Annotated in this window: 23 protein-coding genes; 17 read left to right on the top strand and 6 right to left on the bottom strand. The window is 67.8% G+C overall.

Annotated elements, in window-relative coordinates:
- Positions 1-36: 36 nt before the first annotated feature.
- The 5 genes from ACIA49_RS03205 to ACIA49_RS03185 all read left to right on the top strand — a co-directional run bounded on the left by ACIA49_RS03205 (position 37) and on the right by ACIA49_RS03185 (position 7,672).
- Positions 37-3,387 carry a CARDB domain-containing protein gene (locus tag ACIA49_RS03205; protein ID WP_396375440.1) on the top strand — a complete coding sequence of 1,117 codons (3,351 nt, stop codon included), beginning with the start codon at positions 37-39 and terminating at the stop codon, positions 3,385-3,387.
- 83 nt (positions 3,388-3,470) lie between these two features.
- Entirely contained in the window at positions 3,471-4,421 is a 951-nt protein-coding gene (locus ACIA49_RS03200; protein WP_396375439.1) for an alpha/beta fold hydrolase, read from the top strand.
- 722 nt (positions 4,422-5,143) lie between these two features.
- Entirely contained in the window at positions 5,144-5,833 is a 690-nt protein-coding gene (locus tag ACIA49_RS03195; RefSeq protein ID WP_396375438.1) for a hypothetical protein, read from the top strand.
- 19 nt (positions 5,834-5,852) lie between these two features.
- On the top strand, positions 5,853-6,050 hold the full coding sequence (locus ACIA49_RS03190) for a hypothetical protein (protein WP_396375437.1): 198 nt from the start codon (positions 5,853-5,855) through the stop codon (positions 6,048-6,050).
- 461 nt (positions 6,051-6,511) lie between these two features.
- Positions 6,512-7,672, top strand: coding sequence for a helix-turn-helix transcriptional regulator (locus tag ACIA49_RS03185; protein WP_396375436.1), 1,161 nt, complete (start codon positions 6,512-6,514; stop codon positions 7,670-7,672).
- A gap of 180 nt (positions 7,673-7,852) precedes the next feature.
- Here the strand turns inward: ACIA49_RS03185 and ACIA49_RS03180 are convergent, their stop codons facing one another.
- A complete protein-coding gene (locus ACIA49_RS03180) occupies positions 7,853-8,683 on the bottom strand; it encodes a helix-turn-helix transcriptional regulator (RefSeq protein ID WP_396375435.1) in 831 nt (276 codons plus the stop codon).
- Between the two features lie 101 nt (positions 8,684-8,784).
- On the opposite strand from ACIA49_RS03180, the gene ACIA49_RS03175 reads away from it, so the two are divergent.
- The gene (locus ACIA49_RS03175) at positions 8,785-9,501 is read left to right on the top strand and encodes an SDR family oxidoreductase (RefSeq protein WP_396375434.1); all 717 of its coding nucleotides are present in this window, start codon (positions 8,785-8,787) and stop codon (positions 9,499-9,501) included.
- A 50-nt stretch (positions 9,502-9,551) separates the two neighbouring features.
- Here the strand turns inward: ACIA49_RS03175 and ACIA49_RS03170 are convergent, their stop codons facing one another.
- Positions 9,552-10,097 carry an NUDIX hydrolase family protein gene (locus ACIA49_RS03170; RefSeq protein WP_396375433.1) on the bottom strand — a complete coding sequence of 182 codons (546 nt, stop codon included), beginning with the start codon at positions 10,095-10,097 and terminating at the stop codon, positions 9,552-9,554.
- Positions 10,098-10,111: 14 nt separating this feature from the next.
- Positions 10,112-10,741, bottom strand: a complete 630-nt coding sequence (locus ACIA49_RS03165) for a helix-turn-helix domain-containing protein (protein WP_396375432.1) — start codon at positions 10,739-10,741, stop codon at positions 10,112-10,114.
- A 109-nt stretch (positions 10,742-10,850) separates the two neighbouring features.
- Between ACIA49_RS03165 and ACIA49_RS03160 the strand changes: the two genes are divergently transcribed.
- Together ACIA49_RS03160 and ACIA49_RS03155 are read left to right on the top strand one after the other, a co-directional pair.
- Positions 10,851-11,612 (top strand): phytanoyl-CoA dioxygenase family protein, encoded by a 762-nt coding sequence (locus ACIA49_RS03160; RefSeq protein WP_396375431.1) that lies wholly within the window; start codon positions 10,851-10,853, stop codon positions 11,610-11,612.
- An 11-nt stretch (positions 11,613-11,623) separates the two neighbouring features.
- Positions 11,624-12,856, top strand: coding sequence for an MFS transporter (locus ACIA49_RS03155; RefSeq protein ID WP_396375430.1), 1,233 nt, complete (start codon positions 11,624-11,626; stop codon positions 12,854-12,856).
- An 11-nt stretch (positions 12,857-12,867) separates the two neighbouring features.
- Here ACIA49_RS03155 and ACIA49_RS03150 read toward each other — a convergent pair whose 3' ends face one another.
- Positions 12,868-13,614, bottom strand: a complete 747-nt coding sequence (locus ACIA49_RS03150) for a hypothetical protein (RefSeq protein ID WP_396375429.1) — start codon at positions 13,612-13,614, stop codon at positions 12,868-12,870.
- 244 nt (positions 13,615-13,858) lie between these two features.
- Here ACIA49_RS03150 and ACIA49_RS03145 point away from each other — a divergent pair, with 244 nt between their 5' ends.
- Positions 13,859-14,503, top strand: a complete 645-nt coding sequence (locus ACIA49_RS03145; RefSeq protein WP_132409924.1) for an IclR family transcriptional regulator — start codon at positions 13,859-13,861, stop codon at positions 14,501-14,503.
- Between the two features lie 393 nt (positions 14,504-14,896).
- Here ACIA49_RS03145 and ACIA49_RS03140 read toward each other — a convergent pair whose 3' ends face one another.
- On the bottom strand, positions 14,897-15,427 hold the full coding sequence (locus tag ACIA49_RS03140; RefSeq protein ID WP_396375428.1) for an Lrp/AsnC family transcriptional regulator: 531 nt from the start codon (positions 15,425-15,427) through the stop codon (positions 14,897-14,899).
- A gap of 97 nt (positions 15,428-15,524) precedes the next feature.
- On the opposite strand from ACIA49_RS03140, the gene hppD reads away from it, so the two are divergent.
- From hppD to ACIA49_RS03105, 7 genes are all read left to right on the top strand, one after another.
- Entirely contained in the window at positions 15,525-16,727 is a 1,203-nt protein-coding gene (gene hppD / locus ACIA49_RS03135) for a 4-hydroxyphenylpyruvate dioxygenase (protein WP_396375427.1), read from the top strand.
- A gap of 170 nt (positions 16,728-16,897) precedes the next feature.
- Positions 16,898-17,353 (top strand): hypothetical protein, encoded by a 456-nt coding sequence (locus ACIA49_RS03130; protein ID WP_396375426.1) that lies wholly within the window; start codon positions 16,898-16,900, stop codon positions 17,351-17,353.
- A gap of 46 nt (positions 17,354-17,399) precedes the next feature.
- A complete protein-coding gene (locus ACIA49_RS03125; RefSeq protein WP_396375425.1) occupies positions 17,400-18,776 on the top strand; it encodes an FAD-binding oxidoreductase in 1,377 nt (458 codons plus the stop codon).
- Positions 18,777-18,917: 141 nt separating this feature from the next.
- Entirely contained in the window at positions 18,918-19,523 is a 606-nt protein-coding gene (locus ACIA49_RS03120; protein WP_396375424.1) for a hypothetical protein, read from the top strand.
- A gap of 6 nt (positions 19,524-19,529) precedes the next feature.
- The gene (gene cseB / locus ACIA49_RS03115; protein ID WP_132409936.1) at positions 19,530-20,228 is read left to right on the top strand and encodes a two-component system response regulator CseB; all 699 of its coding nucleotides are present in this window, start codon (positions 19,530-19,532) and stop codon (positions 20,226-20,228) included.
- 1 nt (position 20,229) lies between these two features.
- Entirely contained in the window at positions 20,230-21,471 is a 1,242-nt protein-coding gene (locus ACIA49_RS03110) for an ATP-binding protein (RefSeq protein WP_396375423.1), read from the top strand.
- Positions 21,472-21,586: 115 nt separating this feature from the next.
- Positions 21,587-22,006 carry a hypothetical protein gene (locus tag ACIA49_RS03105; protein ID WP_396375422.1) on the top strand — a complete coding sequence of 140 codons (420 nt, stop codon included), beginning with the start codon at positions 21,587-21,589 and terminating at the stop codon, positions 22,004-22,006.
- 67 nt (positions 22,007-22,073) lie between these two features.
- Here the strand turns inward: ACIA49_RS03105 and ACIA49_RS03100 are convergent, their stop codons facing one another.
- Positions 22,074-25,817 carry an endo-alpha-N-acetylgalactosaminidase family protein gene (locus tag ACIA49_RS03100; protein ID WP_396375421.1) on the bottom strand — a complete coding sequence of 1,248 codons (3,744 nt, stop codon included), beginning with the start codon at positions 25,815-25,817 and terminating at the stop codon, positions 22,074-22,076.
- A gap of 196 nt (positions 25,818-26,013) precedes the next feature.
- Between ACIA49_RS03100 and ACIA49_RS03095 the strand changes: the two genes are divergently transcribed.
- On the top strand, positions 26,014-26,187 hold the full coding sequence (locus tag ACIA49_RS03095; protein ID WP_396375420.1) for a hypothetical protein: 174 nt from the start codon (positions 26,014-26,016) through the stop codon (positions 26,185-26,187).
- Positions 26,188-26,192: the final 5 nt, after the last annotated feature.

The raw sequence follows: 26,192 nt of genomic DNA, 5'->3' as shown, positions 1-26,192 counted from the left end.
GTCCGTCTATCCGCCCTCTGACGGAGGAGCCCTCTTATGCAGGGAAAGAGAAGTCCTGTCCGCCGCATCCTGATCGGGGTGCTGGTGGCGGTGGTGGTCGCAGTAGGTCTGGTGCCCGCTGCGACCGCGGCCGTGACCGCGAACCTCGCGAAGACCTTGTCAGCCAGCAGTTCGAACGGGGGATACCCGAGCACCAACGCCGGTGACGGCAACCAAGGCACGTACTGGGAGAGCAGCAACAACGCCTTCCCGCAGTGGATCCAGGCCGATCTCGGCACCACCCAGGACGTCAACCAGATCACCCTGAAACTGCCCACCGGCTGGGGCGCACGCACCCAGACCCTCTCGATCCAGGGCAGCACGAACGGTACGACGTTCGGCACGATCGTCACCGGTACGGCGTACAACTTCACCGGGAACAACGTCGTCACCATCGATCTCCCGACGACCGCCGCCCGCTACGTCCGGCTGAACATCACCGCGAACACCGGCTGGCCGGCCGCGCAACTGTCGGAGTTCGACCTGGCCGGACCTGGTGGCGGGCCCGTCGAACCCCCGACCGGTACCGACCTCGCGGCGAACAAGCCGATCGAGGCGTCCAGCGCCGTCTTCAACTTCGTCGCGACCAACGCGAACGACGGCAACGTCGCGACGTACTGGGAATCGAACGGCTTCCCCTCGACCCTGACCGCCAAGCTCGGTTCGAACGCCGACCTGACCTCCGTGGTCGTCAAGCTCAACCCCGACTCGGCCTGGGGTGCTCGCACGCAGAGCATCGAGGTCCTCGGCCGGGAGCAGTCGGCGACCGCGTTCACCTCGATCAAGGCGCGCGCCGACTACCAGTTCAGCCCGAACAGCGGCGGCAACGCGATCACGATCCCGGTCACCGGCCGGTACGCCGACGTCCGGCTGCAGGTCTTCTCCAACACCGGCGCCCCGGGTGGTCAGGTCGCGGAGTTCCAGGTCTTCGGCGCCGCGGCCCCGAACCCGGACCTGGTCGTCACCGCGGTCGACTGGTCCCCGGCCAACCCGTCCGAGACCACGCCGATCACGCTCTCGGCCACGGTCAAGAACTCCGGTACGGCGGCCGCTCCCGCCAGCAGCCTGAACTTCTTGATCGGCGGCTCCGTCGCCGGTACGGCGTCTGTCGGCGCCCTTGCCGCTGGAGCCTCCGCCACGGTCACGGCCAACGCGGGAACCAAGCCGCAAGGCAGCTACACCGTCGCGGCCGTCGCCGACGCCGGTAACGCGGTCACCGAGCAGAACGAAACCAACAACACGCTCCAGGCAACCAGCCAGCTCCAGGTCGCCCAGGCCCCCGGCCCGGACCTCCTGATCACCGGCATCACCCCGAACCCGTCGAACCCGGCACCGGGCGCGGCTGTCTCCTTCACCGTCGCCGTGAACAACCGCGGTACGACGGCCGCCGGAGCCAGCACGACCCGACTCGTCATCGGCTCGACGACCTTGAACGGTGCCACCGGCACGATCGCCGCCGGAGCCACCGCGAACGTCGCGATCTCGGGCACCTGGACCGCGGCCAACGGTGGCGCGAACCTGGTCGCCACGGCCGACGCCGCGAACGCGGTGACCGAGACCAACGAGAACAACAACACCTTCACGAAGGCGATCGTGGTCGGCCGCGGCGCCGCCGTACCGTACACGTCGTACGAGGCGGAGGCGGCGGCGTACACGGGTGCACTGCTGACCACCGACCCGCTGCGCACCTTCGGGCACACCAACTTCGCGACCGAGTCGTCCGGCCGGGCGTCGGTGCGGCTCAACACGACGGGCCAGTACGTCGAGTTCACCTCGACCGTGCAGACCAACTCGATCGTGGTTCGCAACTCGATCCCGGACTCGGCCAACGGCCAGGGCATCGACGCCACGATCAGCCTGTACGTCAACGGCACGTTCAAGCAGAAGCTGAACCTGTCCTCGCATTACAGCTGGCTCTACGGCAACAGCGATGGCCCCGAGGCGCTGACCAACACACCGGGCGGCGACGCCCGCCGGCTCTTCGACGAATCACATGCCCTGCTCGGTACGTCGTACCCGGCCGGAACGAAGTTCAAGTTGCAGCGCGACTCCGGCGACTCGGCGTCGTACTACATCGTCGACTCGATCGACCTCGAGCAGGTCGCTCCGGCGCTCTCACAGCCGGCCGGCTGTACGTCGATCACCCAATACGGCGCGGTCCCGAACGATGGGATCGACGACGCGGATGCTCTGCAGCGCGCCGTCACCGACGACCAGAACGGCGTGATCAGCTGCGTCTGGATCCCGGAAGGCCAGTGGCGGCAGGAGAAGAAGATCCTCACCGACGACCCGCTGAACCGCGGTCAGTACAACCAGGTCGGGATCAGCAACACCACGATCCGCGGTGCCGGCATGTGGTACTCCCAGCTCTACTCGACCATCGAGCCGCAGAACGCGGGCGGCATCAACCACCCGCACGAAGGCAACTTCGGCTTCGACATCGACAAGAACGTGCAACTCTCGGACATCGCGATCTTCGGCTCCGGCCGGATCCGCGGCGGTGACGGCAACGCCGAGGGCGGGGTCGGCCTGAACGGCCGGTTCGGTACCGGCACGAAGATCACCAACGTCTGGATCGAGCACGCCAACGTCGCGGTCTGGGTCGGCCGCGACTACGACAACATCCCCGAGCTCTGGGGCCCGGCCGACGGGCTGGAGTTCTCCGGGATGCGGATCCGCGACACCTACGCCGACGGCATCAACTTCGCCAACGGCAGCCGCAACTCCAGGGTGTTCAACTCGTCGTTCCGGACCACCGGCGACGACTCGATGGCGGTCTGGGCGAGCAAGTACGTCAAGGACCAGTCGGTCGACATCGGTCACGACAACGCGTTCACCAACAACACGGTGCAGCTGCCGTGGCGGGCGAACGGGATCGCGATCTACGGCGGGTACGGCAACAAGATCGAGAACAACCTGATCTACGACACGATGAACTACCCCGGCATCATGCTGGCGACCGACCACGACCCGCTCCCGTTCTCCGGGACGACGCTGATCGCCAACAACGCGCTCTACCGCTGTGGTGGTGCCTTCTGGAACGAGGATCAGGAGTTCGGCGCGATCACGCTGTTCCCGTCGAACCTGCCGATCCCCGGTGTCACGATCCGCGACACCGAGATCTACGACTCGACGTACGACGGCATCCAGTTCAAGACCGGCGGTGGTGAGATGCCGAACGTCCAGCTCACCAACCTCCGCATCGACAAGTCGAACAACGGTTCCGGCATCCTCGCGATGGGTGGCGCCCGCGGCAGCGCGACCCTGACGAACGTCGTCATCACGAACTCCCGTGACGGCGACGTACTGAAGGAGCCCGGTTCGACCTTCACCTTCACCGGGCAGTAGCCCCTCCCCGGTGATCCGAGCCCCCGCGCCCGCTGCCCAGGGCGCGGGGGCCCGCTTTTGACCCATCCGACAAACTTGACCTCGTGAAACGGCTCGTGCGGGTGTTGCGGCGAATCTTCGTCGTCCTAGTGGTGATCTGGCTCGTGGTCACCGGAGCGTCCCTGACCTACAACTTCGCCACCCGCGAGCGCGCCGAACCGCCGCCGGGGCTCAAGTTCGTCCAGACCGGCGACCTGCAGACCCGGTACGACGAGTGGGGCACGACGGGGTCCCCGATCGTGCTCGTCCACGGGGCGGCCGAGTCGGTCGAGACCTGGTCGGCGCTGGTCCCGGAGCTGGCGCGGACGCATCGGGTGTATGCGTACGACATCACGGGATACGGGTACAGCGAGCGCAAAGCGCCGTACACGATCGAACACCTGGCCGCGCAGCTCCTGGGCTTCCTCGACGCCATGAAACTCACCAAGCCTGTGCTGGTCGGTCACTCACTGGGCGCCGGCGTGGTCGCTGAAGCCGCTCTCGAACAGCCCGCCAAGATCGGCGGCATCATGTTCCTGGACGGCGACGCGTTGCCGCTGCCCAACGGTGGCGGGCCGCCTCGGGCCGTCGTCAACACTCTTGTCGTCGACCCTTATCGGACGTCCGCGCTGCGCCTCGTCCTGGGTTCCGACAGCCTTATCCGCAGCGTCTACAACGACGCCTGTGCTGACAAATGCGCACCTCTGACTCACGACGAAGTCCAGGTCTGGACCCGCCCGTTCCGCGTCCCCGGCGCCGAGAAAGCGCTGTGGCAGATGATCGGGCCCAACTTCCCCGCGGTGCAGCCGGACCGCCTGGCCCGGCTGAAGAACCTCCCCATCGCCAAGGCAGTTCTCTTCGGTGCCCTCGACAACCAAGGCGGCTCCGCCGAACAAACCGCCACCCGAGTAGGCGCACCCCCACCCACCATCCTCCCCGGCCAAGGCCACCTAACCCTTATCTCAGCCCCGGTCGAGGTCGCCAAAGCAATCAACGAGTTGGCTGCCCGCAGTTAACCCCCACGCGGCCGACTACGCGCGCTCCTTCGTCGCGTGCTGCGCTGTCCGCTCCCACCACCCCTCTCACGCTCGCGGCGCTCGCTCGTCCTGCTCGCTGCGCTCGCGTTGAGGGCGGATGGTCGCCGAGTGCGGTGGTGTTGGGGGGTGAGGTGGGTGAGCGCCCACGCGGCCGACTACGCGCGCTCCTTCGTCGCGTGCTGCGCTGTCCGCTCCCGCCGCCCCTCTCACGCTCGCGGCGCTCGCTCGACCTGCTCGCGGCGCTCGCGTTGAGGGCGGGTGGTTGTCGGGTGCCGTGGTGCGGGGGATGAGGTGGGTGAGCCCCACGCGGCCGACTACGCCCGATCCGTAGTCGCCCCCACGCGGTCGACTACGCGCGCTCCTTCGTCGCATGCTGCGCTGTCCGCTCCCACCCGCCCTTCACTAGATCTGCTCGCTCCGCTCGCGGCGAGTGTGGGTGGCTAGGGGCCGACGTACATCTGAGTTGGAGAGGACACGAGGTGCTTAGCGTTGGCCCGACGGACGCTTCGTGGTGGTTGGGGAGTGTGTGCGCGACGGATCGAAGAGCGTGTTGGGGCGACGCGCTGATCGGTGACTTTTCGGCGCTAGGCGCCCATTTGTTACCGCATAAGGTCAGTTCGTCGCGGCCGGCACCAGCAGATCGGCTGGCAGTAACTTGCCAGGGGCGGTCGTGACCTCTCGCAGGCTCCTAGGCTTCGCTGATGTGGTCCAAGCGCGTTGCCTGGTTGGTGATTTTGGCTGTGGTGCTGTGCGGCTGCCAGCCCGAAAGCAAGCCGGCCGAGCCAGAGGCGAGTGCGCCCTGCGTGATGTCGAACAGCCACAAGATCGCGCCGTACAACGCAACTGGTGCACCCTACGCCGGCCGTGCGCCGCATCTCGCGACGCTGATCAAGTCCGACTATCGCCCGGAGGCGCTTAATAGTTACGCCCTCAGCGCCGGAACGGGTTCACCGCGGCTGCCGCCCAAATGGGAGCCGCCGCTGAGTGCTGACGGGTCGATCGTGGTTCGTGCCCCGCAGGATGGCGATCACGGTCCGACGTACGCGGCCGCGGTGCAGCTTGTGGTGTGCGAGTACTTGGTGTCGGTCGGTTCTGTTCTGCAGCAGAAGTGCGGCCAGTACGGCGCTCTGAACGAAACCGGCGGTGTTCCCCTGATGCTCTACATCCGGCCGGCTCGCTATCGCTACGAGGTCCGGGAGTCCCGGACGGGCGAACTGCGGGGAGCCTTCGAGCTGAAGAGCGGCAACAGCGAAGGCGAATCCGTCCCCGAAGGTGTGTGCCCTGACGTCACCGGCAAAGTCGACGGCTACTACCCCGACGTACCGGACACCGTCACCGATGCGGCGCTCGCCACAGCCTTGAAACCCTACGTCCTGACGCTCAAACGCTGAGCCGCGCGAACTGTCGGTGGTGGCTGCAATCCTTACCACCAAGGCGAACAGCAACTTGGAGCGTGCGATGACCGATGACGTGAAGACTGCACTCCACGACACCTTGCGGCGCGCACGCGAAGCGAACCTCAGCAAGCTCGAGGGCCTCAGCGAGTACGACCTGCGCAGACCCATGACCCCGACGGGCTCGGTTCCTTGCGCCTTCTCGCTGAGCTGATCCTTGGGCAAGTCGCTTTTGTCGGCTCGGTCGTACGCAAGGAGAGTCGCCTCGAAGTTCTCCAAGCGCCGGCACAGCTCACCCGCACGAGCGACGACGTGGAACGGCGAGGCCGCGCGGTCTCAGGGGCATGACGGCACGCGGCCTCGCCGGATGAGGGGCGCGGCTACTCGTCGTCGAGCCACTCGGCTCCAGTGACATCGCAGTGGTAGCCGCGGTGGCGGCCGAGTGCACACGGGAGCTGCGTCATTGGATTCCGGCCGTCGCAGGGATCGGCGGACCGAAGGTCCGGCCAGGCGCTGTCCCTGCCGGGATCATCGCCCCACTCAGCTTCAGTCCGTGGCCCCGTGTCCGTGTTCATGCTCTGAAGCATCGCCGTCACATGGGCGTAGAGCGATGACTCCTGCGTATCCCTCGGGACGAGGAGACAGGGATACAAAAGATGACGGACACTTGATGGTGTGAGCTTCGGAGACCGCCTGAGGGAGTACCGCGACCACCGCGGTTGGTCGCTCGCGGACCTGCAGCGGTCCACTCACTACAGCCGTAGCTACCTGTCGAACATCGAGAACGGCCGAAAGCCGCCTACGGAAGATCTGGCCAGAGCCTGTGACGCCGCGCTACGGGCCAAGGGCGAGTTGATCGCGGCTGCGCGCCAGGATGTCGCGGCAAAGCTCAACGAGACGCCCTGGCAGACTGCCGAGCTCGTGCAGCGTCTGCAGGCGTCCGACACCACAGCGCACACGATTGATGCCCTGCACTCCACTGTCGAGGAGCTGTGCTGCCAGTACAACCGCCGTGACGCGTTGGAGCTCCGCCAGGAAGCGCACGAATGGCTGGCGCATGTCGACGGGATGCTGAAGCGGCCCGTCGGCCTCAAGGCCCATCAGGATCTGTTGGTCGCGGGCGGATGGCTCGCGCTCCTTGCGGGGTGTGTCGAGTACGACTTGGGGATGGGCACCGCCGCAGAGTCGACCAGGATCGCAGCCATGCAGCTCGGTTCTGAGGCCGGCCACCCCGAGATCGTCGGATGGGGCCATGAGATGACGGCCTGGTTCGCCCTCACCCAGGGGAGGTTCCGTCAGGCTGCCGACGCGTCACGGCGTGGCCAAGAGGTCGCCCAGAACTCCTGTGTGCACGTGCAGCTCATCGCGCAGGAGGCGAAGGCGCGGGCGCGGCTGGGCGAATCCGGCTTGGACCCCCTGCTGGAGAAGGGGCGCGAGTTACTGACACGCCTTCCGTACCCGGATCGGCCGGACAGTCACTTCAAGGTCGACCCCGCCAAGTGGGACTACTACGCGGCCGACGTACACCGCGTCGCACGCGACAACCAGCAGGCCAAGGAGTATGCCGCGGCCGTCATTCACGACAACATCGCCCCGGACGGAACCGAGCTGAGCCCGATGCGGGTTGCCGAGAGCCGCATCATCCTCGGCTTCATCGCGGGACGTGAGGGCGACCTCGAGGGTGCCGTCACCTTGGCCACGCAGGGTCTCAAGGACGGGCGGCAGTCCAAACCACATCTGCGGATGGTTGCGAGCGAGCTGGACCAGGAGCTGCGCCGTGCGTTCCCGGCCGAGGGACTCGTGACAGATCTCGAAGAAGCGCTGCGGTCCGTGTAAGCGGGCCGGGAACGTCCACCACGGTCAGCCACCGGATCGACAGCACCCGCCGACCACCCGCGGTCGCGCGCGAGCGGAGCGAGCAAGTTCAGCGAGCGTTGCGAGCCTCGAGGGGCGGGTGGGGCGGCCTGCGCAGCACGCGACGAAGGAGCGGGCGTAGTCAGGTCGCGAGGGGGATCATCACGCCAGCGACTGGGTGCCGATGACATCCAATAACCGGAGGGCCTGGTCTGAGGGGGAGCCGGGGTCGGCGGTGTAGAGGACTACGCGTTGGTTGCGGTCGGGGACGAGGAGGATCTCGCAGATGACGTCGATGCGGCCGACTTCGGGGTGGAGGATGGTTTGGCAGAGGGTTTGCTGGCGGGCTACCTCGTGCTGGGACCAGATGTCGGCGAACTCGGGGCTGCCGGCGAGGAGGTCGGCGATCAACGCCGTAATGGTGGGGTCGTCGGGGTAGGTGGCGGAGGCGGCGCGGAGGTCGGCGGCGGCTTCGCGGGCGAAGGCGTGGGTGGCTTCGGGGGAGAAGCGAGCAGACTCGCCGTGCAGGAAGCGTTGCCGGAGCAGGTTGCGTTCCTTCACCGGGAGGGCGGAGAAGTCGGCGAGGAGGGCGGTCGCCTGCCGGTTCCAGGCCAGTACGTCGTACTTCGCGTCGAGGACGATGCCGGGGACGTCGAGGCGGGCGATCATCCGGAGGATGCCGTCGCGGACGTCGGAGGGTGGGCCCGGGGGTGGGCCGGGTTGTTCGCCGGCCAGGCGGAAGAGGTGGGCGCGTTCGTCGTCGTTCAGGCGGAGGGCGCGGGCCAGGCCGGTGAGGACCGGGCGGGACGGGCGTGGGGCGCGGGCCTGTTCGAGGCGGGTGTAGTAGTCGGTGGACATGGTGGCGAGGGTGGCGACCTCCTCGCGGCGCAGGCCCGGCGTACGGCGGCGTAGGCCTGCGGGGAGGCCGACATCGGCCGGGGTGAGGCGCTCACGCCGTACCCGGAGGAACTCTGCCAGCTGTCCTCGATCCACCTGACCATGGTCGCAGGCGGTGCGAACGCCAAACAGGGACTGCCGGTCCCAGGGTCGGCTCGCTCTGCCGGCCGCGAAAATCTCGCACCAGTCTGAGAGCCATGACTGAGAACAAGATTGCGCTCGTCACGGGCGCCAACAAGGGCATCGGCAAGGAGATCGCGCGGCAGCTCGGCGAGGCCGGGTACCGGGTGCTGGTCGGCTCGCGGGACCTCGGTCGTGGTCAGCAGGCGGCCGCGGAGCTGGAGGGTGCGGTCGCGATCCAGCTCGAGGTGACCGACCCCGAGTCCGTGCAGGCTGCGGCGGACACGATCGCGCAGGAGTACGGGCGGCTCGACGTACTGGTCAACAACGCGGCGATCATCCCGGTCGGGGATGCCGGGGTGGCGGAGATCGAGGCCGCCGTACTGCGGGATGGGTTCGACACGAATGTGGTCGGCCTGGTCGCGGTGACGCAGGCGATGTTGCCGCTGCTGCGGAAGGCGGAGCAGGCGCGCGTGGTCAACCTGTCGACCTCGCTGGCGTCGTTCACGCTGGTCGGCGACCCGGAGTCGCGGTTCGCGTCCAGGCGCACGCTCGCCTACAACGCGACCAAGGCGGCGGTGAACATGGTCACCGTCATGCTCGCCAACGAACTCCGCGGTACCGGCATCCTGGTCAACGCCGCCGACCCCGGCAACTGCGCAACCGACATGGGCGGCTGGCAGGCCGCGCGCACCCCGGCCCAAGGCGCCGCCGTAGCCGTCCGCCTAGCCACTCTCGGCGCAGACGGCCCCACCGGCCAGGTCCACGACGAGGCCGGTCAACTCCCCTGGTAATTCGCTAACGTCCGAAAACACGCCGACCAGGTACTGCGGACCTTCGGACGTTAGATCAGTACGCCGGACCAGGCGAGGGCCTGCTTCAGGAGCTGGCCACGGCCGCCTTCGAGGTCTGCCAGGAGCGAGGGGGAGAGCGCCTCTTCCGGGGTCAGCCAGGTGAGCTCGAGGGCGTCCTGGCGCGGGTTGCACTCGCCGGTCACCGGTACGACGTACACCAGCGCGACCGCATGCTGACGGGGGTCGTGCAGCGGCGTGAGCCCCGGGAGCGGGAAGTACTCGGCGACCGTGAAGGGCACCGGGCTGACCGGGAGGCGCGGGAACGCGGCCGGGCCGAGGTCCTTCTCGATGTTGCGCTGCAGGGCGTCCCGGATCGTCTCGCCGTGGAACACCCGGCCGGAGACCAGCGTCCGGACGATCTGGTTGGTCTGGGTCGAGCCGCGGAGCAGGACACCGACGTGCTCGATATGACCGGTCGCGTCGACGCGGGCCGGGACGGCCTCGACGTAGAGGATCGGGACCCGGGAACGGGTCTCCTGCAGGGCCAGGTCGGACAGCCAGCCGGGGTTCGGGTCAGGCGTGCGCACAGAAGTCACAGGGACATCTTGACCTAGGGCCGAAATGCCTCTCGGTAGCGGGTTGGACTCAGACCGAAATGGGCCCGGAAGCGGCGGGTGGCGTGGCTGGGGTCGGGCCAGCCGACGAGCGCGCCGATGGTGGCGATCGGGAGCTCGCTCTCGATCAGCAGGCCGGCCGCGCGCTCGGCTCGGATCCGCTGCAGGTAAGCCATTGGGGACACCGAGACGCTCCGGCCGAAGAGGCGGACCAGGTAGCCGGGGGCGAGGTTCACGGCGGCGGCCAGCCGGTCGAGGGTCCAGGCGGAGGCGAGATCGGTCTCGAGCAACCGCATCGCATGCTGGACAGCGGGGTGCGCCGCAGCGCGCTCGGTGGCGCCGGAGAGTAATCCGAAAATGTCTGTGCCCAGATAGGCATTCCGGACGACCAACCCGGCGCACTCCGAGTACCCGTGCCACTGCCCCGGGCGCAGTACCACCACCGAACCGGTAGCCAACGGCCGGGACCCATCCGCAGACACATGTACGCCGGTGCCTGCGACGACGACTGCGATCTCGAAGAAGGCGTGGCTGTGTGGCGCGACGTCTGCCGTCAGCGACAGCAGTTCCTCGGCCACGGGCAGCCGCTCGTCGGGGAAGACTTCACTGCTGAGGATCTTGTGCATCCGAGGTCATTTCTGGTCAAGGAATGGTGCGGGATCGCCTGGTGCCCTGGAGGGCTGAGCGGCGAGGCTGGATACGCCTTGCTGACAACAGCTTCCGAGGAGCCGGCAGATGACCACCACCGAGCCTACGCCCACCACGATCGTCGACGCAGAGACCATTTCCGCCTACCGCCGGAATGGTGTAACGAGGTTACGTAACATCATTACGGCCGAGGAGGCGGCCCGGTTCCGGGACGCGGCCATCGCGGAGAGCGGGATCGCGAGCGACTACGCCGGCGGGTCGACGATCTTCAACCAATACGTCAACGTCTGGCAGCAGAACGACGTACTGCGTGAACTCACCCTCCATCCCAACCTCGCCGCCGCCGCGACCGCGCTAGCCGGCGTACCGCTGCGGATCTGGCACGACCACCTGTTGATCAAACCGCCGCACAATGGCGCGGCAACCGAGTTCCACCAGGACGCGCCGTACTGGCCGCATGCCGGTTCGCGGCACGCGCTCTCAGCCTGGGTGGCGCTGGTCGACGTACCGGTCGAGCGCGGCTGCATGACCTTCATCCCCGGTTCGCACGACCACCAGGGGCTGCGCGCCCAGGACCTGGCCGACCGCGACGACCTGTTCCGGGTCGCCCCGGATCTGCGCTGGGGAGAGCGGCTGACCATCCCGCTGCGCGCCGGCGACTGCACCTTCCACAACGCCTACCTCGCGCACTCCGCGACCCCCAACCTCACCGACGACCCGCGGATCGCGCACGTCACGATCTTCATCGACGCCGACACCGAGTACACCGGCGGCGGCCACGTCGTCACCGACGGTCTCGGCCTGACGCCGGGTCAATCGTTGGAGCACGCCACCTTCCCGCGGGTCTAACATGAGGATTTGTGCCACTCCTCACCGATATCCGGCCGCTCCGGGAGTCCGCCGATTTCCGCCGGTTGTGGATCGGGTCGACGGTGTCGCAGCTCGGTCAGCAGATGACTGCGGTGACCGTGTCGATCCAGGTGTACGCGCTCACGCACTCGACGTTCGCGGTCGGCCTGGTGGGGTTGTGCTCGCTGGTCCCGCTGGTCGTCTTCGGCCTGTACGGCGGCGCGATGGCCGACGCGATCGACCGCCGGATGCTGGCCCTGATCTCGTCGAGCGGGCTCTGGCTGCTCTCGATGATCCTGGTCGTGCAGTCCCAGCTGAAGTGGAACCAGACCTGGGTCCTGTACGCCGTCGTCGCCTGCCAGTCGGCGTGTTTCGCCGTCAACAACCCTGCGCGGGCAGCGATCATCCCGCGACTGATCCGGCCGGAACTCCTTCCGGCCGCGAACACGCTCAGCCAGGCCGCGTTCAACCTGGGCTTCACCGCCGGCCCGCTGCTCGGGGCGGCGGTGATCGCCTGGCACGGCTTCGCAGCGGCGTACCTGGTCGACGTGATCACGTTCACCGCGGCGCTCTACGCACTCTTCCGGCTCCCGTCGGTGCCGCCGACCGGGCTGGTACGGCGGGCTGGGCTGCGGTCGGTCCTTGAGGGGTTCACGTTCTTGCGGGCCGCGCCGGCGCTGCTGGCGACGTTCCTCGCCGACATCTTCGCGATGGTGTTCGCCCAGCCGCGAGCGTTGTTCCCGGCGGTCGCGGGCGCGTTCTTCGCCGGCGGAGTGCGGACGGTCGGCCTGCTGCAGGCGGCTCCGGCGATCGGCGCGCTGATCGGGGTGCTGTTCTCCGGCTGGGTCACCCGGGTCCGGCGGCAGGGAATCGCGATCGTCGTGGCAATCACGGCGTACGCGACAGCTGTGGGGTTGTTCGGCCTGGCCCGCACGATCTGGCTCGGTGTCGCGCTGCTCGCGTTGTCGGGTGCGGCCGACATGGTCAGCTCGGCCTACCGGAACACCGTGCTGCAATCAGCGGCCCCGGACGCGATGCGCGGCCGCCTGCAAGGCGTGTTCATCGTGGTCGTCGCGGGTGGACCAAGGCTCGGAGACTTCGTCGCCGGTACGACGGCCTCGCTCACCACGCCGACCATCGCCCTGCTCGGCGGTGCCGCGGTCTGCATCACCGGCCTGCTCATCCTGCTGGCCCGGAACCGGCCCTTCCGCGTCTACGACTCCGAGGTCCGTGCGCTGAGTTGAACCGCGCTGAGTTAGCCGCCGGTCATCAGCTTGCCGAGGACCTTCGGCCAGGAGGCGACGTCCGGGTCGATCTGCTGCATCTCCTTGCCGCCGACCGTGACGAGCTTGCGGCTGCCCACCGGCTGCTTGAGCCGGACCGCGGTCAGCGAGACGCTGTCGTCCGCCGTACAGGGCGAATCGGTGTCGACGACCACAGTGATCCGGTCGGACTCCTCGATCACGCGCAGGTCCATCGCGCAGTCGAGCGAGGTACCGATCAGCAGGTTGTTGTCGTCGTACTCCGGTGGGTTCTGGATCCAGCGCAGGTACGTCGGGTGCTTCTTGTGCACGAGCTGGTACGACGGGACCGGCTGCTGCTTGTCCTCGAACGACGGACCGGTGCCGTCGCCGATGAACGTTCCGTAGATCATCGAGATGCACGGGTCGTCGGCCGCCTTGCCGTCGACGGCGCCGAACGCGCGGGCCGCCGTATAGCAGGCGTTGGACTCGCGGTTCAGCTCGATGTTGAACCCGATCAGTGCGAGCGCGCCGACCACCAGCAGCCCGGCCAGCATCCGCCGCGACCTGATCTGCTGCGGACCGAGTACTCCGGCGGGCCGGCCGGTCTCGGCGTCGGCCTGTTCGTCCTCGGGGTACTGGCGGAACAGGTTCAGGACGGTCTTGGTCCATTGCGGGTTGATCAGGGTCGGGATCGCGTAGAGCAGGATCAGCCCGACGATGACGGCGATCGCGGGGAGAAGCGCCCAGTAATTTCGCACGGCAGCAAGATACGGGCCCACCGGGCCGCGCCTGAAAATTTGGTGTCCTGAGTCGGAGGTTCGATGGCACCGGAGGCGCCCAGGCACGCACCTCGCGGCGTTGGAGAAGCGTCCACGATGAACCCCGCATCGAGGACCCTTCTCCGCCTTGCGATGCACGCACCTGGACACCTCCGGCACTCACCGAACCCTCGACTCAGGACACTCCCGTGAGTACTGCACGAAATGCGGATACGCTTGCCGCGTGCCCGCAGAGACCTCCCAGACGCTCGACCGGGGACTGACCGTCCTCGAGTTGCTGGCGGACGCACCGGACGGTCTCTCGATCACCGAGCTGGCCGCCGCGCTGCGTGTCAGCCGGACCGTCGTCTACCGCTTGGTGAACACCCTCGAGCTGCACCGCCTGGTGCGCCGCGACAGCGAGGGCCGGGCCCGGTTGGGCCTCGCCGTCCTGCACTACAGCCGCCGTGTCCAGCCCACGCTGCGTGACGCCGCGCTCCCGGTCCTGCGCTCGCTGGCCGAAGACACCGGCGCCACCGCGCACCTGACGGTCGCAGACGGTGACGAAGCCCTGGCCATCGCCGTCATCGAACCCTCCTGGACGGACTTCCACGTCTCCTACCGGATGGGTTCCCGGCACGCCCTCGACCAAGGCGCCGCCGGCAAGGCGATCCTGGCCGGCCGCCGCAAGCCCGACCCCGCCGGCCGCCCCTTCGTCGTCACCTCCGGCGAACTCCAAGCCGGCGCCCAAGGCGTCTCCTCGCCCGTCCTGGGCGTGCCCGGCGTCGAAGCCTCCATCGGCGTAGTAGTCCTCGGCAAACTGGACCGCGACTTCGTCGGCCCCCGCGTAGCCCGCGCCGCCGTAGAAGTAGCCAAACGCCTCGCCTGACCCGCCCGCCCCCTGCTCCGCGTCACCCACCCACTCGGTACGTCGCCCGCTGAGCGCGCCCGACCTCGCTCCGGTTCACCACCCACTCGTGTTGCCGACCCGGTACGTCGCCCGCTGAGCGCGCCCGACCTCGCTCCGGTTCACCACCCACTCGCGTCGCCAACCCGGTACGTCGCCCGCCGAGCGCACTCACCACTCTCGCTCCGCGTCGCCATCCACTCGCCTCGCCCCTCCCGCGTCGGCCCCGTCCCGTCGTGGTGCATTTGAGGGGATCTCCCTTCAAGTTGTCCCTTCTCCGTTGAAATTTCGAGGGGAGAAGGGGCACATTCAGGGGATCTCCGTCCAAATTGCCGGGCAGGGAAAGGAGGGTACGGCGGGAGCCGGTGAGGTGCGTCAGGTGGTGGGGCGGGTGGCGGCGTTGACGAGGGGGAGGACGCGGTGGGGGATTTGTTCGGCCAGGGCGATGACGGTTGAGGCTCGTTGGATGCCTTGGACGATGACTACCTGGTCGATGACGCGTTGGAGGTCGGCGTTGGAGCGGGCGACGATGCGGCACCAGAGGTCTTCGGCGCCGGTGATGGTGTGCACTTCGAGGACCTCGGGGATGCGGGCGAGGGCGGCGGCGACTGTCGTGTGGCCGGAGCCTTGCTCGATCTGGAGGGTGGCGAAGGCGGTCACGGGGTAGCCGATGGCGGTGGTGTCGATGTCGGGGCCCCAGCCGCGGACGACGCCTTCGCGGTGCAGGCGGTCGAGGCGGGCCTGGACGGTGCCGCGGGCGACGCCGAGGCGACGGGACGCCTCCAGTACGCCGACCCGCGGCTCGGCCGCGAACAGTTCGAGGATCTGGGCGTCCAGCGCATCGACCGACATGTCGTCTCCCGCAATGGTCAGACTGACCGACGCGGCCAGCAGTGCTCGCAGCATACTGCGCAACCTGCACAGTGAAACAACAAACTGTTGCGCAACCTGCATGCCTCCACCCAGGATCGGCCTACTGATCCGATCCTGGAGGAGCCCACCGATGACCAGCACCGACCTCACCCCCGCAGAGCTCGACGCCGATCTCGACCTCGACCAGCTCAAGCAGCTCGTCGGCCTGGTGCCGTACGACGAGAGCACCGACCCGTTCCCGGTGACCGCGATGGACGCCGTGGTGTTCGTGGTCGGCAACGCCACCCAGACCGCGAAGTACTACCAGCTCGCCTTCGGGATGGACCTGGTCGCGTACACCGGTCCGGAGCACGGCACCAAGGACCACAAGGCCTTCGTTCTCAAGGCCGGCTCGGGGCGCTTCGTCATCACCGGCGGCGTCACCCCGGACAGCCCGCTCAACGACCACCACCGCAAGCACGGTGACGGTGTCTCCGACATCGCGCTCGAGGTGCCGGACGTGGACAAGTGCATCAAGCACGCCCGCGAGCAGGGCGCGACCGTGCTCGAGGAGCCGAACGACATCAGCGACGAGCACGGCACCATCCGCCGGGCCGCCATCGCGGCGTACGGCGACACGCGGCACACGCTGATCGACCGCAGCAAGTACAACGGTCCCTACCTGCCCGGCTTCGTCGCGGCCGAGACCCAGGTGCAGCGGCCGGAAGGCCACCCGAAGCGGCTGTTCCAGGCCATCGACCATGTCGTCGGCAACGTCGAGCTCGGCCTGATGGACGAGTGGGTGACGTTCTACAACAAGGTGATGGGCTTCGTGAACATGGCGGAGTTCGTCGGCGACGACATCGCCACCGACTACTCGGCGCTGATGAGCAAGGTGGTGGCCAACGGCAACCACCGGGTCAAGTTCCCGCTGAACGAGCCGGCGATCGCGAAGAAGAAGTCGCAGATCGACGAGTTCCTGGAGTTCTACGACGGCGCCGGCGCGCAGCACATCGCCCTGGCCACCAACGACATCCTGCGCACCGTGGACATCATGCGGGCCAACGGCGTCGAGTTCCTGAACACGCCGGACTCCTACTACGAGGACCCGGAGCTGCGGGAGCGGATCGGCCACGTGCGGGCGCCGATCGAGGAGCTGCAGGCGCGCAAGATCCTGGTCGACCGCGACGAGGACGGCTACCTGCTGCAGATCTTCATGAAGCCGCTCGGCGACCGGCCGACGGTGTTCTACGAACTGATCGAGCGGCACGGCTCGCTGGGCTTCGGCAAGGGCAACTTCAAGGCCCTGTTCGAGGCGATCGAGCGCGAGCAGGAGCGCCGCGGCAACCTCTGACGTCCGGTCGCGGCCATCTCTAACGCTTGCCGGTGGCAACAGGTCACGGCGACACGCGACGTGCGGCGTGTCGCCGTCCGATTACCGGAATGACTGTCAAGGCAGGGGTTGTTCGCGTAATGTGCGCTCTTGAGTGCGCGTCGGGGCGTGTGCTCAGGAAGGGTTTCATCATGAGGACTCTGGGCATTCTGCTCAGCACTGCGGGCCTTGCCGGGGTGGGCGCCATCGCGCTCGCCGCCGCACCGGCCCAGGCCGCCGAGACGGCCAACTGCTCGGTCGTGAGCCAGGACGACGCACCGATGCTGCGCGGCAATCAGCCGCCCAGCTGGGGCCGGATCTTCGTCTTCAAGGACAGCTGCGGTCGCTTCTGGGCCGAGGTCCGGATGGACTCACCGTTGCCGGCCAACGCGAAGGCCAACGCCTTCCTGGTCCAGAGCGGCGGCCGGACGTGGAACTGCAACAGTTCCGGCGGCAACGACGAGGTCGTCCGTGGCCAGCGCACCTGCCGGACGCCGAAGGTGCGGGGTGCCAACGGCGCCAGCTTCCGGGCCTACGGCGCGGAGTACCAGAACTTCGGCTCCGGCTATTCGGAGCTCGGCAAGAACTACACCAAGTACATCCGCTGACACCGGCACCAGCGCCAAAAGGCGGTTCGGCAACTAGGCTCGCAGTATGGGTGAGGTAGTCGAAGAACTTCGGCGGCTGTTGCCGCCCGAGGCGCTGGTGACCGATCCGGACCGGATGGAGAGTTACCGGTACGACCGGGCCATGTTCTGCCCGGCCGGGATGCCCGCTGCCGTCGTACTGGCGCGGGAGACCGCACATGTTCAGATCGCGGTGCGGGTCGCTGCCGCGGCCGGGGTACCGATCGTTCCCCAGGGGGCGCGATCCGGGCTGTCGGGCGCCGCGAACGCGCTCGAGGGCTGCATCGTCATCTCGCTGGAGAAGATGGACAAGATCCTCGAGATCGAGCCCGTCGACCGGTACGTCGTCACGCAGCCCGGCGTCTACAACGCCGTACTGTCTCGTGCCGTGGCTGAGCAGGGCCTGTTCTACCCGCCGGATCCGTCCAGCTGGGAGTTCTGCTCGATCGGCGGCAACCTCTCGACGAACTCCGGCGGTCTGTGCTGCGTCAAGTACGGCGTGACCACGGACTACGTGCTCGGTCTCGAGGTCGTGCTGGCCGACGGCCGCATCCTGCGCACCGGCCGGAAGACCGTCAAGGGTGTCGCCGGCTACGACCTGACCAAGCTGATCGTCGGCAGCGAAGGCACGCTCGGCATCATCACCGAGGCGACCCTGGCGCTGCGCCCGGAGGCCGCCCGCCCGCGCACGATGGCGGCCCTGTTCGACTCCGGCGTCGCGGCCGGCGAAGCGATCGTCGAGATCATCCGCAGCGGCGTCTCACTGAGCCTGCTCGAGATCATGGACCGTACGACGATCGCCGCCGTGAACTCCTACAAGCGGATGGACCTGCCGTCCGAGGCGGCCGCGATGCTGATCGCCCAGTCCGATGCCGGTGGCGAGGCGGGCGCGGCCGATGTCGCCGCGGTGGCCAAGCTGTGCCGCGACAACGGTGCGATCGAGTGCATCGAGGCGGACGACCCGGCCGAGGGCGAGCTGCTGCTGGAGGCCCGGCGGGCCGCGCTGGTCGCGCTGGACCAACTCGGTACGACGATGATCGACGACGTCTGCGTCCCGCGGTCCCGGCTGGCCGACTTCATCGGTGCCGTGGAGGCGCTGGCCACCGAGCTCGACATCACTGTCGGTGTCCTCGGGCATGCTGGTGACGGCAACATGCACCCGACGGTGGTCTTCGACCCGACCGACCCCGGTCAGGCCGAGCGGGCCCAGCTTGCGTTCGACCGAATCATGGAGGTGGGCCTTGAGCTCGGTGGCACGATCACCGGTGAGCACGGGGTCGGCGTCCTGAAACGGGCCTGGCTGGCCGAGGAGATCGGCCCGGTCGCGATCGACGTGCACCGCGCGATCAAGACCGCGCTGGACCCGGGAAATCTGCTCAATCCCGGCAAAGTCGTGGCGGGCTGACCGCTGTGACCCAACCGCAACGGAACTGCCGGGGCCATTCGATGTCCATGGCCGTCCAATGTGACGTCGGCCGAGCACTATGGAAGGTAGTTGTCTGAATCTCCGGGGGAACCATCGATGAGGCAGGGTAGGAGGCGCCCTATGCGTATGCAGCGCCTACTGGCCCCTGCCGTCGCGGCCGTGGCGGCACTGAGCGTGCTCGCCGGCTGCGGGAACGGCAGTGGCCTGCGCGTCGAAGGCGCCGAGCCGGCCGATTCCGGTTCCGCCACCGCGCCGACCCCGACCGTCTCTCCGACGGCGACTCCCGGGTTCCGGTCCGGACCCGCGACGACGGTCTCCCTGGCTCAGGTCAGGACAAACTTGCTGGTCGACAAGGGCCTCGATCCGAACGCGCGGGCGATTCTCACGAATTGCACGGTGATTTCGCGTTGCCTCAGCCAGGGTCCGACCGTTGATGTTATGCACAACGGTGTTCCTCAGCAGGTCGTCTACATCCATGCCCTGGAAAAGTTCGTGTTCGGCGTGTTCCTGATCGCGCTCGAACCGGCCGGCCCGCGGCGGATCTGGAGCCTGAAGGTGGACCAGCCGACGATCAACGCTAGTCCCCAGGGTGACCTGGTGGTCGAATCCGAGAAGTTCGAGCCCGACGACAAGCCCTGCTGCCCCTCCGGGCGCAAGGTGGAGGTCTACCGTTGGGACGGTCGGCAGATGACCAGGGTGAGCTCGACGGACCAAAAGGGAGACTGAAGTTCGGTGGTACCGGAAGAACCGGCAGCGCGCATTCTCATGGTCGAGGACGACGCGGTGATCCGTGAGGCGACACAGTTGACCCTCGAGCGGCACGGCTACGACGTCACCACGGCCGAGGACGGCCTGGAGGCGATCGAGCGATTCGAGAAGATCCATCCCGACGTGGTGATGCTGGACATCATGCTGCCCGGGCTGGACGGGATCTCGGTGTGCCGCCGGATCCGGGAGACGAGCACGGTCCCGATCGTGATGGTGTCCGCGCGCGGTGACGCGCTGGACGTCGTCCTCGGGCTCGAGGCGGGTGCCGACGACTACGTCACCAAGCCGTTCGACACCCAGGTCCTGGTGGCCAGACTGCGGGCCGTGCTGCGGCGTGCGGTCTCCGACCCGGAGCGCCCGGCTCCGGCGGCCGGCTCCGGCGTGGAGTCGTTCGGCGACCTGGAGCTGGATCGCGAGGCGCTGGAGGTGCGGCGCAGTGGTGCGACCGTGCAGCTGACGCCGACCGAGCTGAAGCTGCTGATCGAGTTCGCGAACAACCCGGGTGTGGTGCTCAGCCGGTCCACGCTGCTGCAGCGGGTCTGGGACTACGAATGGGGTGGCGACGGCCGCCTCGTCGACGTCCACCTGCAGCGTCTGAGGACCAAGATCGGTGCCGACCGCATCGAAACGGTCCGCGGATTCGGATACAAGCTCAGGGCGTGACATGGGCCTGAGGGGAAAACTCGGGCTCATCTTCCTGCTGGTCTCGGCGCTCGCCATTCTGGTCCTGTGTGTTGCGGTCTACACGCAGGCCCAGTCGGCGCGCCTGGACCGGACGCGGAGTTTCGCCGACGAGCGGGTGCAGCTCGCGGCGCAGAGCTACGACCAGACCACGATCCCGGTGTTCGGGTCGAAGCTGGACGATCCGGACCTGCCGCCGCAGTTGCGGGCGGCGGTGCTGGAGGGCAAGCGGGCCACCTTCAAGACCGGTTCGCCGAACGCGAAGATGTGGGCCGCGGTCACCGTCAAGGACGGCAAGATCCTCTCGATCGTGCAGGACTACGAGACCACCGACGAGTCGATGCGGGCGCTGCAGCGCGCCCTCATCCTCGGCGGTCTGGGCACTGTCGGTCTGGTTGCGCTGGTCAGCGTGATCCTGGCCGGCGGCTTGTCCAAGCGGATCGTCGCCGTCGCCGGGACCGCGCGGCGGATCGCCGCTGGTGATCTGGACGCGTCGGCGAAGGAGGCGGTCGGCAAGGGCAAGGACGAGGTGGCGTCGCTGGCCGCAGCGCTGGACACGATGGCCAGCTCACTACGCGGTCAGCTGGAGGCGGAGCGCCGCTTCACCGCAGACGTCGCCCACGATCTCCGTACGCCGGTCACCGGGCTGACCACCGCCGCCGAGCTGCTCCCACCCGGGCGGCCGAGTGAGCTGGTCCGCGACCGTGCCAAGGTGCTGCGCCGCCTGGTCGAGGATCTGCTGGAGATCGCTCGCTTCGACTCTGGTGTCGAGCAGGCTGATCTGGAGCTCGTCGGGCTCGGGGCCTTCGTCGGCTCCGCGGTCGGGCGGTTGCGGATGCAGCAGTCACTGGCGCCGGACAGCGTGGTGGTCGAGTTGAATGGCAAGGACGAGACCGTCTCGACCGACTCCCGCCGGATCGAGCGCATCCTGGCCAACCTGATCGTCAACGGCCTGCGGCACGGCCGCCCGCCGATCGAGGTCACGGTCACCGGTCGCGTCGTCGAGGTCGTTGACCACGGCAACGGTTACCCCGAGGAGTTGATTGCCGAAGGCCCCCGCCGGTTCCGGTCCGGGATGGCCGAGCGCGGCGTCGGCCACGGTCTCGGCCTTACCATCGCCGCCGGCCACGCCAAGGTCCTCGGTGCCGAACTCACCTTCGGTACCGCGGCCACCGGCGGCGCGCTGGCCCGGCTCACCCTTCCGGCGCTCGAGTCAGACTCCTAGCTCAGCAAGGGTTTCGGCTGAGACGGAACTGCAACACAACCTCTGGCCGGGTCAGGGCGTCTCCTCTTGTGACGGGTTCACGACGAGCCCGCGCAACGAGGGGAAAACAAACATCATGCGTAACCGTTCGCAGTTCGTCCGTCGTACCGCCGCCACCGTCGCGGGCCTCGCTCTCGCCGCCACCGGCTTCGGTGTCGCCGGCGCCCTGCAGGCCAACGCCGCCACGACCAAGCCGGTCGCGGCGACCCAGCCGGCCGTGGCCAAGACGGTCACCATCAAGGCGGACAAGGCCACCGCGAAGGCGTGGGCCAAGGTTTCGTTCAGCGGCAAGACCACCGGGATCGCCAAGAACACGGTCGTCCAGGTCCAGCGCTTCGAGAACAACAAGTGGGTCAACTTCCCGGCCACCACCAAGGTCACCGCGAAGAGCACCTACTCGGTCTGGGTCCAGAGCGGCCGCACCGGCGTCAACAAGTTCCGCGTCGTCTCCGCGAACACCGCCAGCGCCCCGGTCTCCGTCACCATCACCAAGTGATCTGACACCCGCACCACCGCAGCGGCGCCCGGCTCCCCTCGGGGGAGCGCCGGGCGCCGCTTGGGTGTCAGCGGGTGCCGTAGACGTTGAGTTCGGCGGCGGAGCCGAAGACGGCTCCGTTGAGGGAGCTGGTGCCGACGAACTTCACGTAGCGGGCGGCGACGGTGGGGAAGTCGACCCGCTGGACTGCGGTGGAGTTGGGGAACTGGCCGGTGGCGACCGGGGAACCCCAGGTTTGGCCATCGGAGCTGACGTAGGTCTCGTAGCCCTTGAACATTCCGTTGGTCCCCGACTGGCGGGGCAGGTAGCTGAGACCGTTCACCTGGTACGTCGATCCGAGGTCGAGCGTCAGGTGATGCGGGAACCCGGCCGGCGTACTCACCTCGGACCACGCGGAATGCCAGAGGGTGCTGGGATTCCCGTCCAGCGCGGCCGTTGCCGCACCACCGGTGGCGACGTCCTCGCTGTCCACATCGGCGACCTTGATCCTGGACTGCGGCACGATCCCCGGCGGCAACACGCTGGCCTCGGCAGTTGCCACCGACTGACCACCCGTTGCCGTCAGCCCGTACTTTCCTTCGGCAGTGCCGGCCGGCGGAGTGACATCCCAGGTTGTCTTCACGGTCGCCCCAGCGGCAACGGAGGTGTACGTCGCCGGTGAGGTAGCGGTGATGGACCATCCCGCCGGGCCGGTCAGGCCGAGCGTGATGTCGGCCGCGGCAACGACATCGTTGTTGGTGAACGACGTCGTGATCGTGTTCGCCTCACCCGAGACCAGGCCGCTCGTCCCGGTGATCGCGACCGACGTGCAGTCGGCCGGCTCGGAGCTCGCGCCGAGATCGGTGACCGCGAAGTTGTCGATGATGAAGTCGGTCTGGTCTCCACCGTCGGTCAGCTTGCGCAGCCCGACCCAGTTGTCGCCGCCGCAGCCGGCCACGAACTCCTGGTCGAACGTCGCCTTCGTCCGCTGTTCACCAATCGGCGTCGACTTGATCTCCACCGATTCCGGTCGATCCACTCCCTGCACCCAGGCGTACTGCCCGGCCCGGCCGCTCTCGTAGTCGAACCTGACCTGGTACTTGTGCCCCGGCTGGAAGTTCACTGTCGTCGGCGTGGTCCGGTAGACGAGTCCCTCGTTCTCCTCATGGGATTTGAGCGACCATTCACCATCCAGTACGTCGTCAACCAGCTTCCCGTTCCACCCGGCTTGCGTGTAGGGCGCGTGCTTGCGCGCGAGCACGGTGCGCGGATCGGTCACGCCACCGGCGTCACCCTTCACGAACGGTCCCCAACCCTGGTCGACGTCCTCGAAGCCTTCCGTGCCGACCTTCGTCGTACCGACCACCCGGACGTCGTCGATCCGCACCTTGGCCGCTCCGGCCGCGGCACCGATACTCAACGAGGCAGTCGAGCCCTTCGCGGTGAACACCACGCGATTCCGCTGGTAATACGCGCCCTGCTTGTCGTCTGAGGCCACCTGGTTCTTGGCCGTCGACCGCACCACAGTGTTCCGTACGCCGTCCACCGAGATCGTGGTCGGGCGGGACTTCCCCGGTTCGACCTCAACCCAGGCCGAGGCGCTGTAGGTCTTGCCGCGGGTCAACCCGGTGATCCGCTGCTGCAGCGAGGAAGAGCGGGTGCCGAGCGAGGCAACGTGTTGCCCGTTGGCCAGCGTGTCGATCGTCGCGCCACCCGTGGAGTTCCACGCCTTCAGGTTCCCGGCGTTGAATCCGGGGTCCTGCAGATGCGTCCCGGCACCCCACTCCGCCGGCTTGGGGTGAGGCGCGGCGATCGGGTAGAGCACGTACGGCTGGCCCGCGACTGCGTTCAGGGTGACGGCGCCCCGGCGTACCGGGACTGTGCGGACCTGGACGCGACCGGTGTCGGTCAGCTTGTAGACGCCGAACTTCGGGGCCCAGGACAGCGCGGCCGGGATCTGCCAGGTCGTGCTGCCGCCGGCCGGGTTGTAGTGGTAGAGCTTCTTGTTCCCGTCCCACGGCAGCAGGTACTTGTCGCCGTCGAGCACCTTCGCGCTCCCGACGGACAGGGTCCGCTTGCCGTCGACGACCGCACCGCGGACGCCGCCGGTGAAGCTGATCTCGCCGTTGTTCCAGTCGGTGATCTGCTGCTGCTGAAGGAACTTGGCCGGCAGGTTCTTCTGCCAGATGTTGGCGTAGAACTTGTTCCAGTCGACCTCGCCGGTCCAGCCCTCGAACTCGACCAGGCTCGCCTGGCCCAGGATCGGATCGTTGTTCCAGACGTCCTTCTCGTGGTTGCGGACGAACCGGATGATCTGCGAGTTCAGGCCCTTGTTGGTCGGGCCGCCGTAGTCGAGGTCGTTGGCCCAGTGCGACCAGAGCGAGGTGCGCTCGTGCCGGTCGGCCCACTCGGTGGCGATCTGCCAGCCCTGCGTTCCGAGCTGCCGGGTCAGGCCGTCGGCCAGCCAGCCGGACTGGTAGTAGACGTCGATGTAGAGCTCTTGGAGGTTCTTGTCGGTCTCGTCGCGCAGTTGCTGGAACCGCTTGACGATGTTGCCCGAGGCAAGGTCAGGGCGCTGCTTGATGTAGTAGCTCTGGTTCAGCCAGTTCCAGCCCTTGGCGCTCTTGTCGACCAGGTCCTCGCTGAAGGCGTTCGCCTCCGGGTAGGACTCGGTCGCGTTCACGTGCACCCCGAAGCCGGCGTTCCAGCTCTTGCCCTGCTTGAGCAGCGTGTTCAGGTCGGTGAGCCCGCCCGCGCGGATGTTGTAGTTGCCGCCGTAGTCCGGGTGCGCGGAGTCGTGCCCCTCGGAGCCGTACCCCTTGAGGATCGCCATCTGCCCGAGCCCGTCGGTCGCCAGCGAGATCCGCTTGACGTCGTCCAGCGTGCGCAGGAACGGGTGTGTCGCCTGGCTGGCGAAGTTGAACGGGATGTGCGTGATGACCCGGTCCTTGACCTGGTCGCCGCCCTGCGGCTCGGTCATGATCGAGCGGAACGCGATCGCGCCGTCCTGCCAGTCGACCGTCTCGTCCTGGTTCGCGTCCGGCGTCACCACAACCTTTGCCCAGGGCAACGGCTCCGTGTACGGCGAGGTGTCCGCGCGGTAGGTCCATTGCCCACTCCAGACGCCGACCCGGGTACTGCCGTCGGTCCCCTTCCGGGCGCGGTGCCAGAACCGGGCGCCGTCGTCGACGGACTGTCCGGCCGGCTTGTCGTAGGTCGAGTTCGACTCGATCCCCGCCGCCAGCCCGCTGGTGTTCACGAACGCGTATGTCGCTCCGACCGCCGCGGCATCGGCCGGCGTCGTCGCGGTGACCGGCGTGATCTTGTCCGCGGTCCGCGTCGAGTCCGGGTCCAGCGTGGTGAAGGCGGTCGTCGCCCCGGCGTCCGTACTGGCGACCGACACCAGGTCGTGGTCCGGGATGTCGATCGTGTGGACCCGGCTCGTCTCGGTGTCCCGAACAGCATCGACCCGGAACGTCGTGACCCGACCGGCCAGGCTCAGACTCGCGTCGAGTTCCACGCCCGGCAGCGCATCGAAGGCCAGCTTGTACGACGCCTTGCCGCCACTGATCGTGGGCGGATCGGCCAGGTGTGCCGTCCGCGCAACCCCGTCGATTGTGACGGTTGACAACGCCTCGGCCCGCCCGGCGAGGGCCTGTCCGGACGCGTTCTCGACGTATTTGATCACCCGCGGGAACTCGGCTCCCACGGTGACCGTCAACTCCCGCGACCGCAGCGTCAGGTCGCCCGCAGCCTGCGCGCCCGCCGGCACCGACAGGACCCCGGCGACGAGCGCTGACACCAGCACTCCACACCCCACTGAACGTTTCATGCGCAAGAAGTTCGCACGTAAGCGCTAATGAGTCAAGAGAAACGAACAGTTATGAACATTCTGGACCGCAAAGGTCTCGGAAAGAAAATTGCTGTTGTCCACCTGCGCAACGGTTGAAAGCTTCCCGGGACGGTGCTTAGCTGTCGCGATATGTAGCCGACCGGCTACGAATTCGCGAGCGAAAGGGTCACCCATCATGAGCCCCACCGCATTCGATCTGGACATCGACGTCGTACCCGCCACCGACCCGTCCCTGATCCGGCCCGCCCGGCCGGAGGACGCGCGTGAGGTGGACGAGAAGAGCGGCCTGACCCCCGGCACCCGGAACACCTACGCGGTCGGTATCGCCGCGTGCGTCCCCTGCTGCTGACGCTC

It is taken from the genome of Kribbella sp. NPDC051587 (genome assembly GCF_044453945.1).
GTDB lineage: Bacteria > Actinomycetota > Actinomycetes > Propionibacteriales > Kribbellaceae > Kribbella.
This window is presented reverse-complemented; position numbering and strand designations above follow the sequence as displayed.

Coding starts and splice junctions, on each gene's coding strand:
- ACIA49_RS03130 (WP_396375426.1), top strand. CDS start 16,898: ATGAGGACTCTGGGCATTCTGCTCAGCACTGCGGGCCTTGCCGGGGTG.
- ACIA49_RS03120 (WP_396375424.1), top strand. CDS start 18,918: ATGCGTATGCAGCGCCTACTGGCCCCTGCCGTCGCGGCCGTGGCGGCA.
- ACIA49_RS03195 (WP_396375438.1), top strand. CDS start 5,144: ATGTGGTCCAAGCGCGTTGCCTGGTTGGTGATTTTGGCTGTGGTGCTG.
- ACIA49_RS03110 (WP_396375423.1), top strand. CDS start 20,230: ATGGGCCTGAGGGGAAAACTCGGGCTCATCTTCCTGCTGGTCTCGGCG.
- ACIA49_RS03105 (WP_396375422.1), top strand. CDS start 21,587: ATGCGTAACCGTTCGCAGTTCGTCCGTCGTACCGCCGCCACCGTCGCG.
- ACIA49_RS03095 (WP_396375420.1), top strand. CDS start 26,014: ATGAGCCCCACCGCATTCGATCTGGACATCGACGTCGTACCCGCCACC.
- ACIA49_RS03160 (WP_396375431.1), top strand. CDS start 10,851: ATGACCACCACCGAGCCTACGCCCACCACGATCGTCGACGCAGAGACC.
- ACIA49_RS03175 (WP_396375434.1), top strand. CDS start 8,785: ATGACTGAGAACAAGATTGCGCTCGTCACGGGCGCCAACAAGGGCATC.
- ACIA49_RS03165 (WP_396375432.1), bottom strand. CDS start 10,741: ATGCACAAGATCCTCAGCAGTGAAGTCTTCCCCGACGAGCGGCTGCCC.
- ACIA49_RS03140 (WP_396375428.1), bottom strand. CDS start 15,427: ATGCTGCGAGCACTGCTGGCCGCGTCGGTCAGTCTGACCATTGCGGGA.
- ACIA49_RS03100 (WP_396375421.1), bottom strand. CDS start 25,817: ATGAAACGTTCAGTGGGGTGTGGAGTGCTGGTGTCAGCGCTCGTCGCC.
- ACIA49_RS03205 (WP_396375440.1), top strand. CDS start 37: ATGCAGGGAAAGAGAAGTCCTGTCCGCCGCATCCTGATCGGGGTGCTG.
- ACIA49_RS03125 (WP_396375425.1), top strand. CDS start 17,400: ATGGGTGAGGTAGTCGAAGAACTTCGGCGGCTGTTGCCGCCCGAGGCG.
- hppD (WP_396375427.1), top strand. CDS start 15,525: ATGACCAGCACCGACCTCACCCCCGCAGAGCTCGACGCCGATCTCGAC.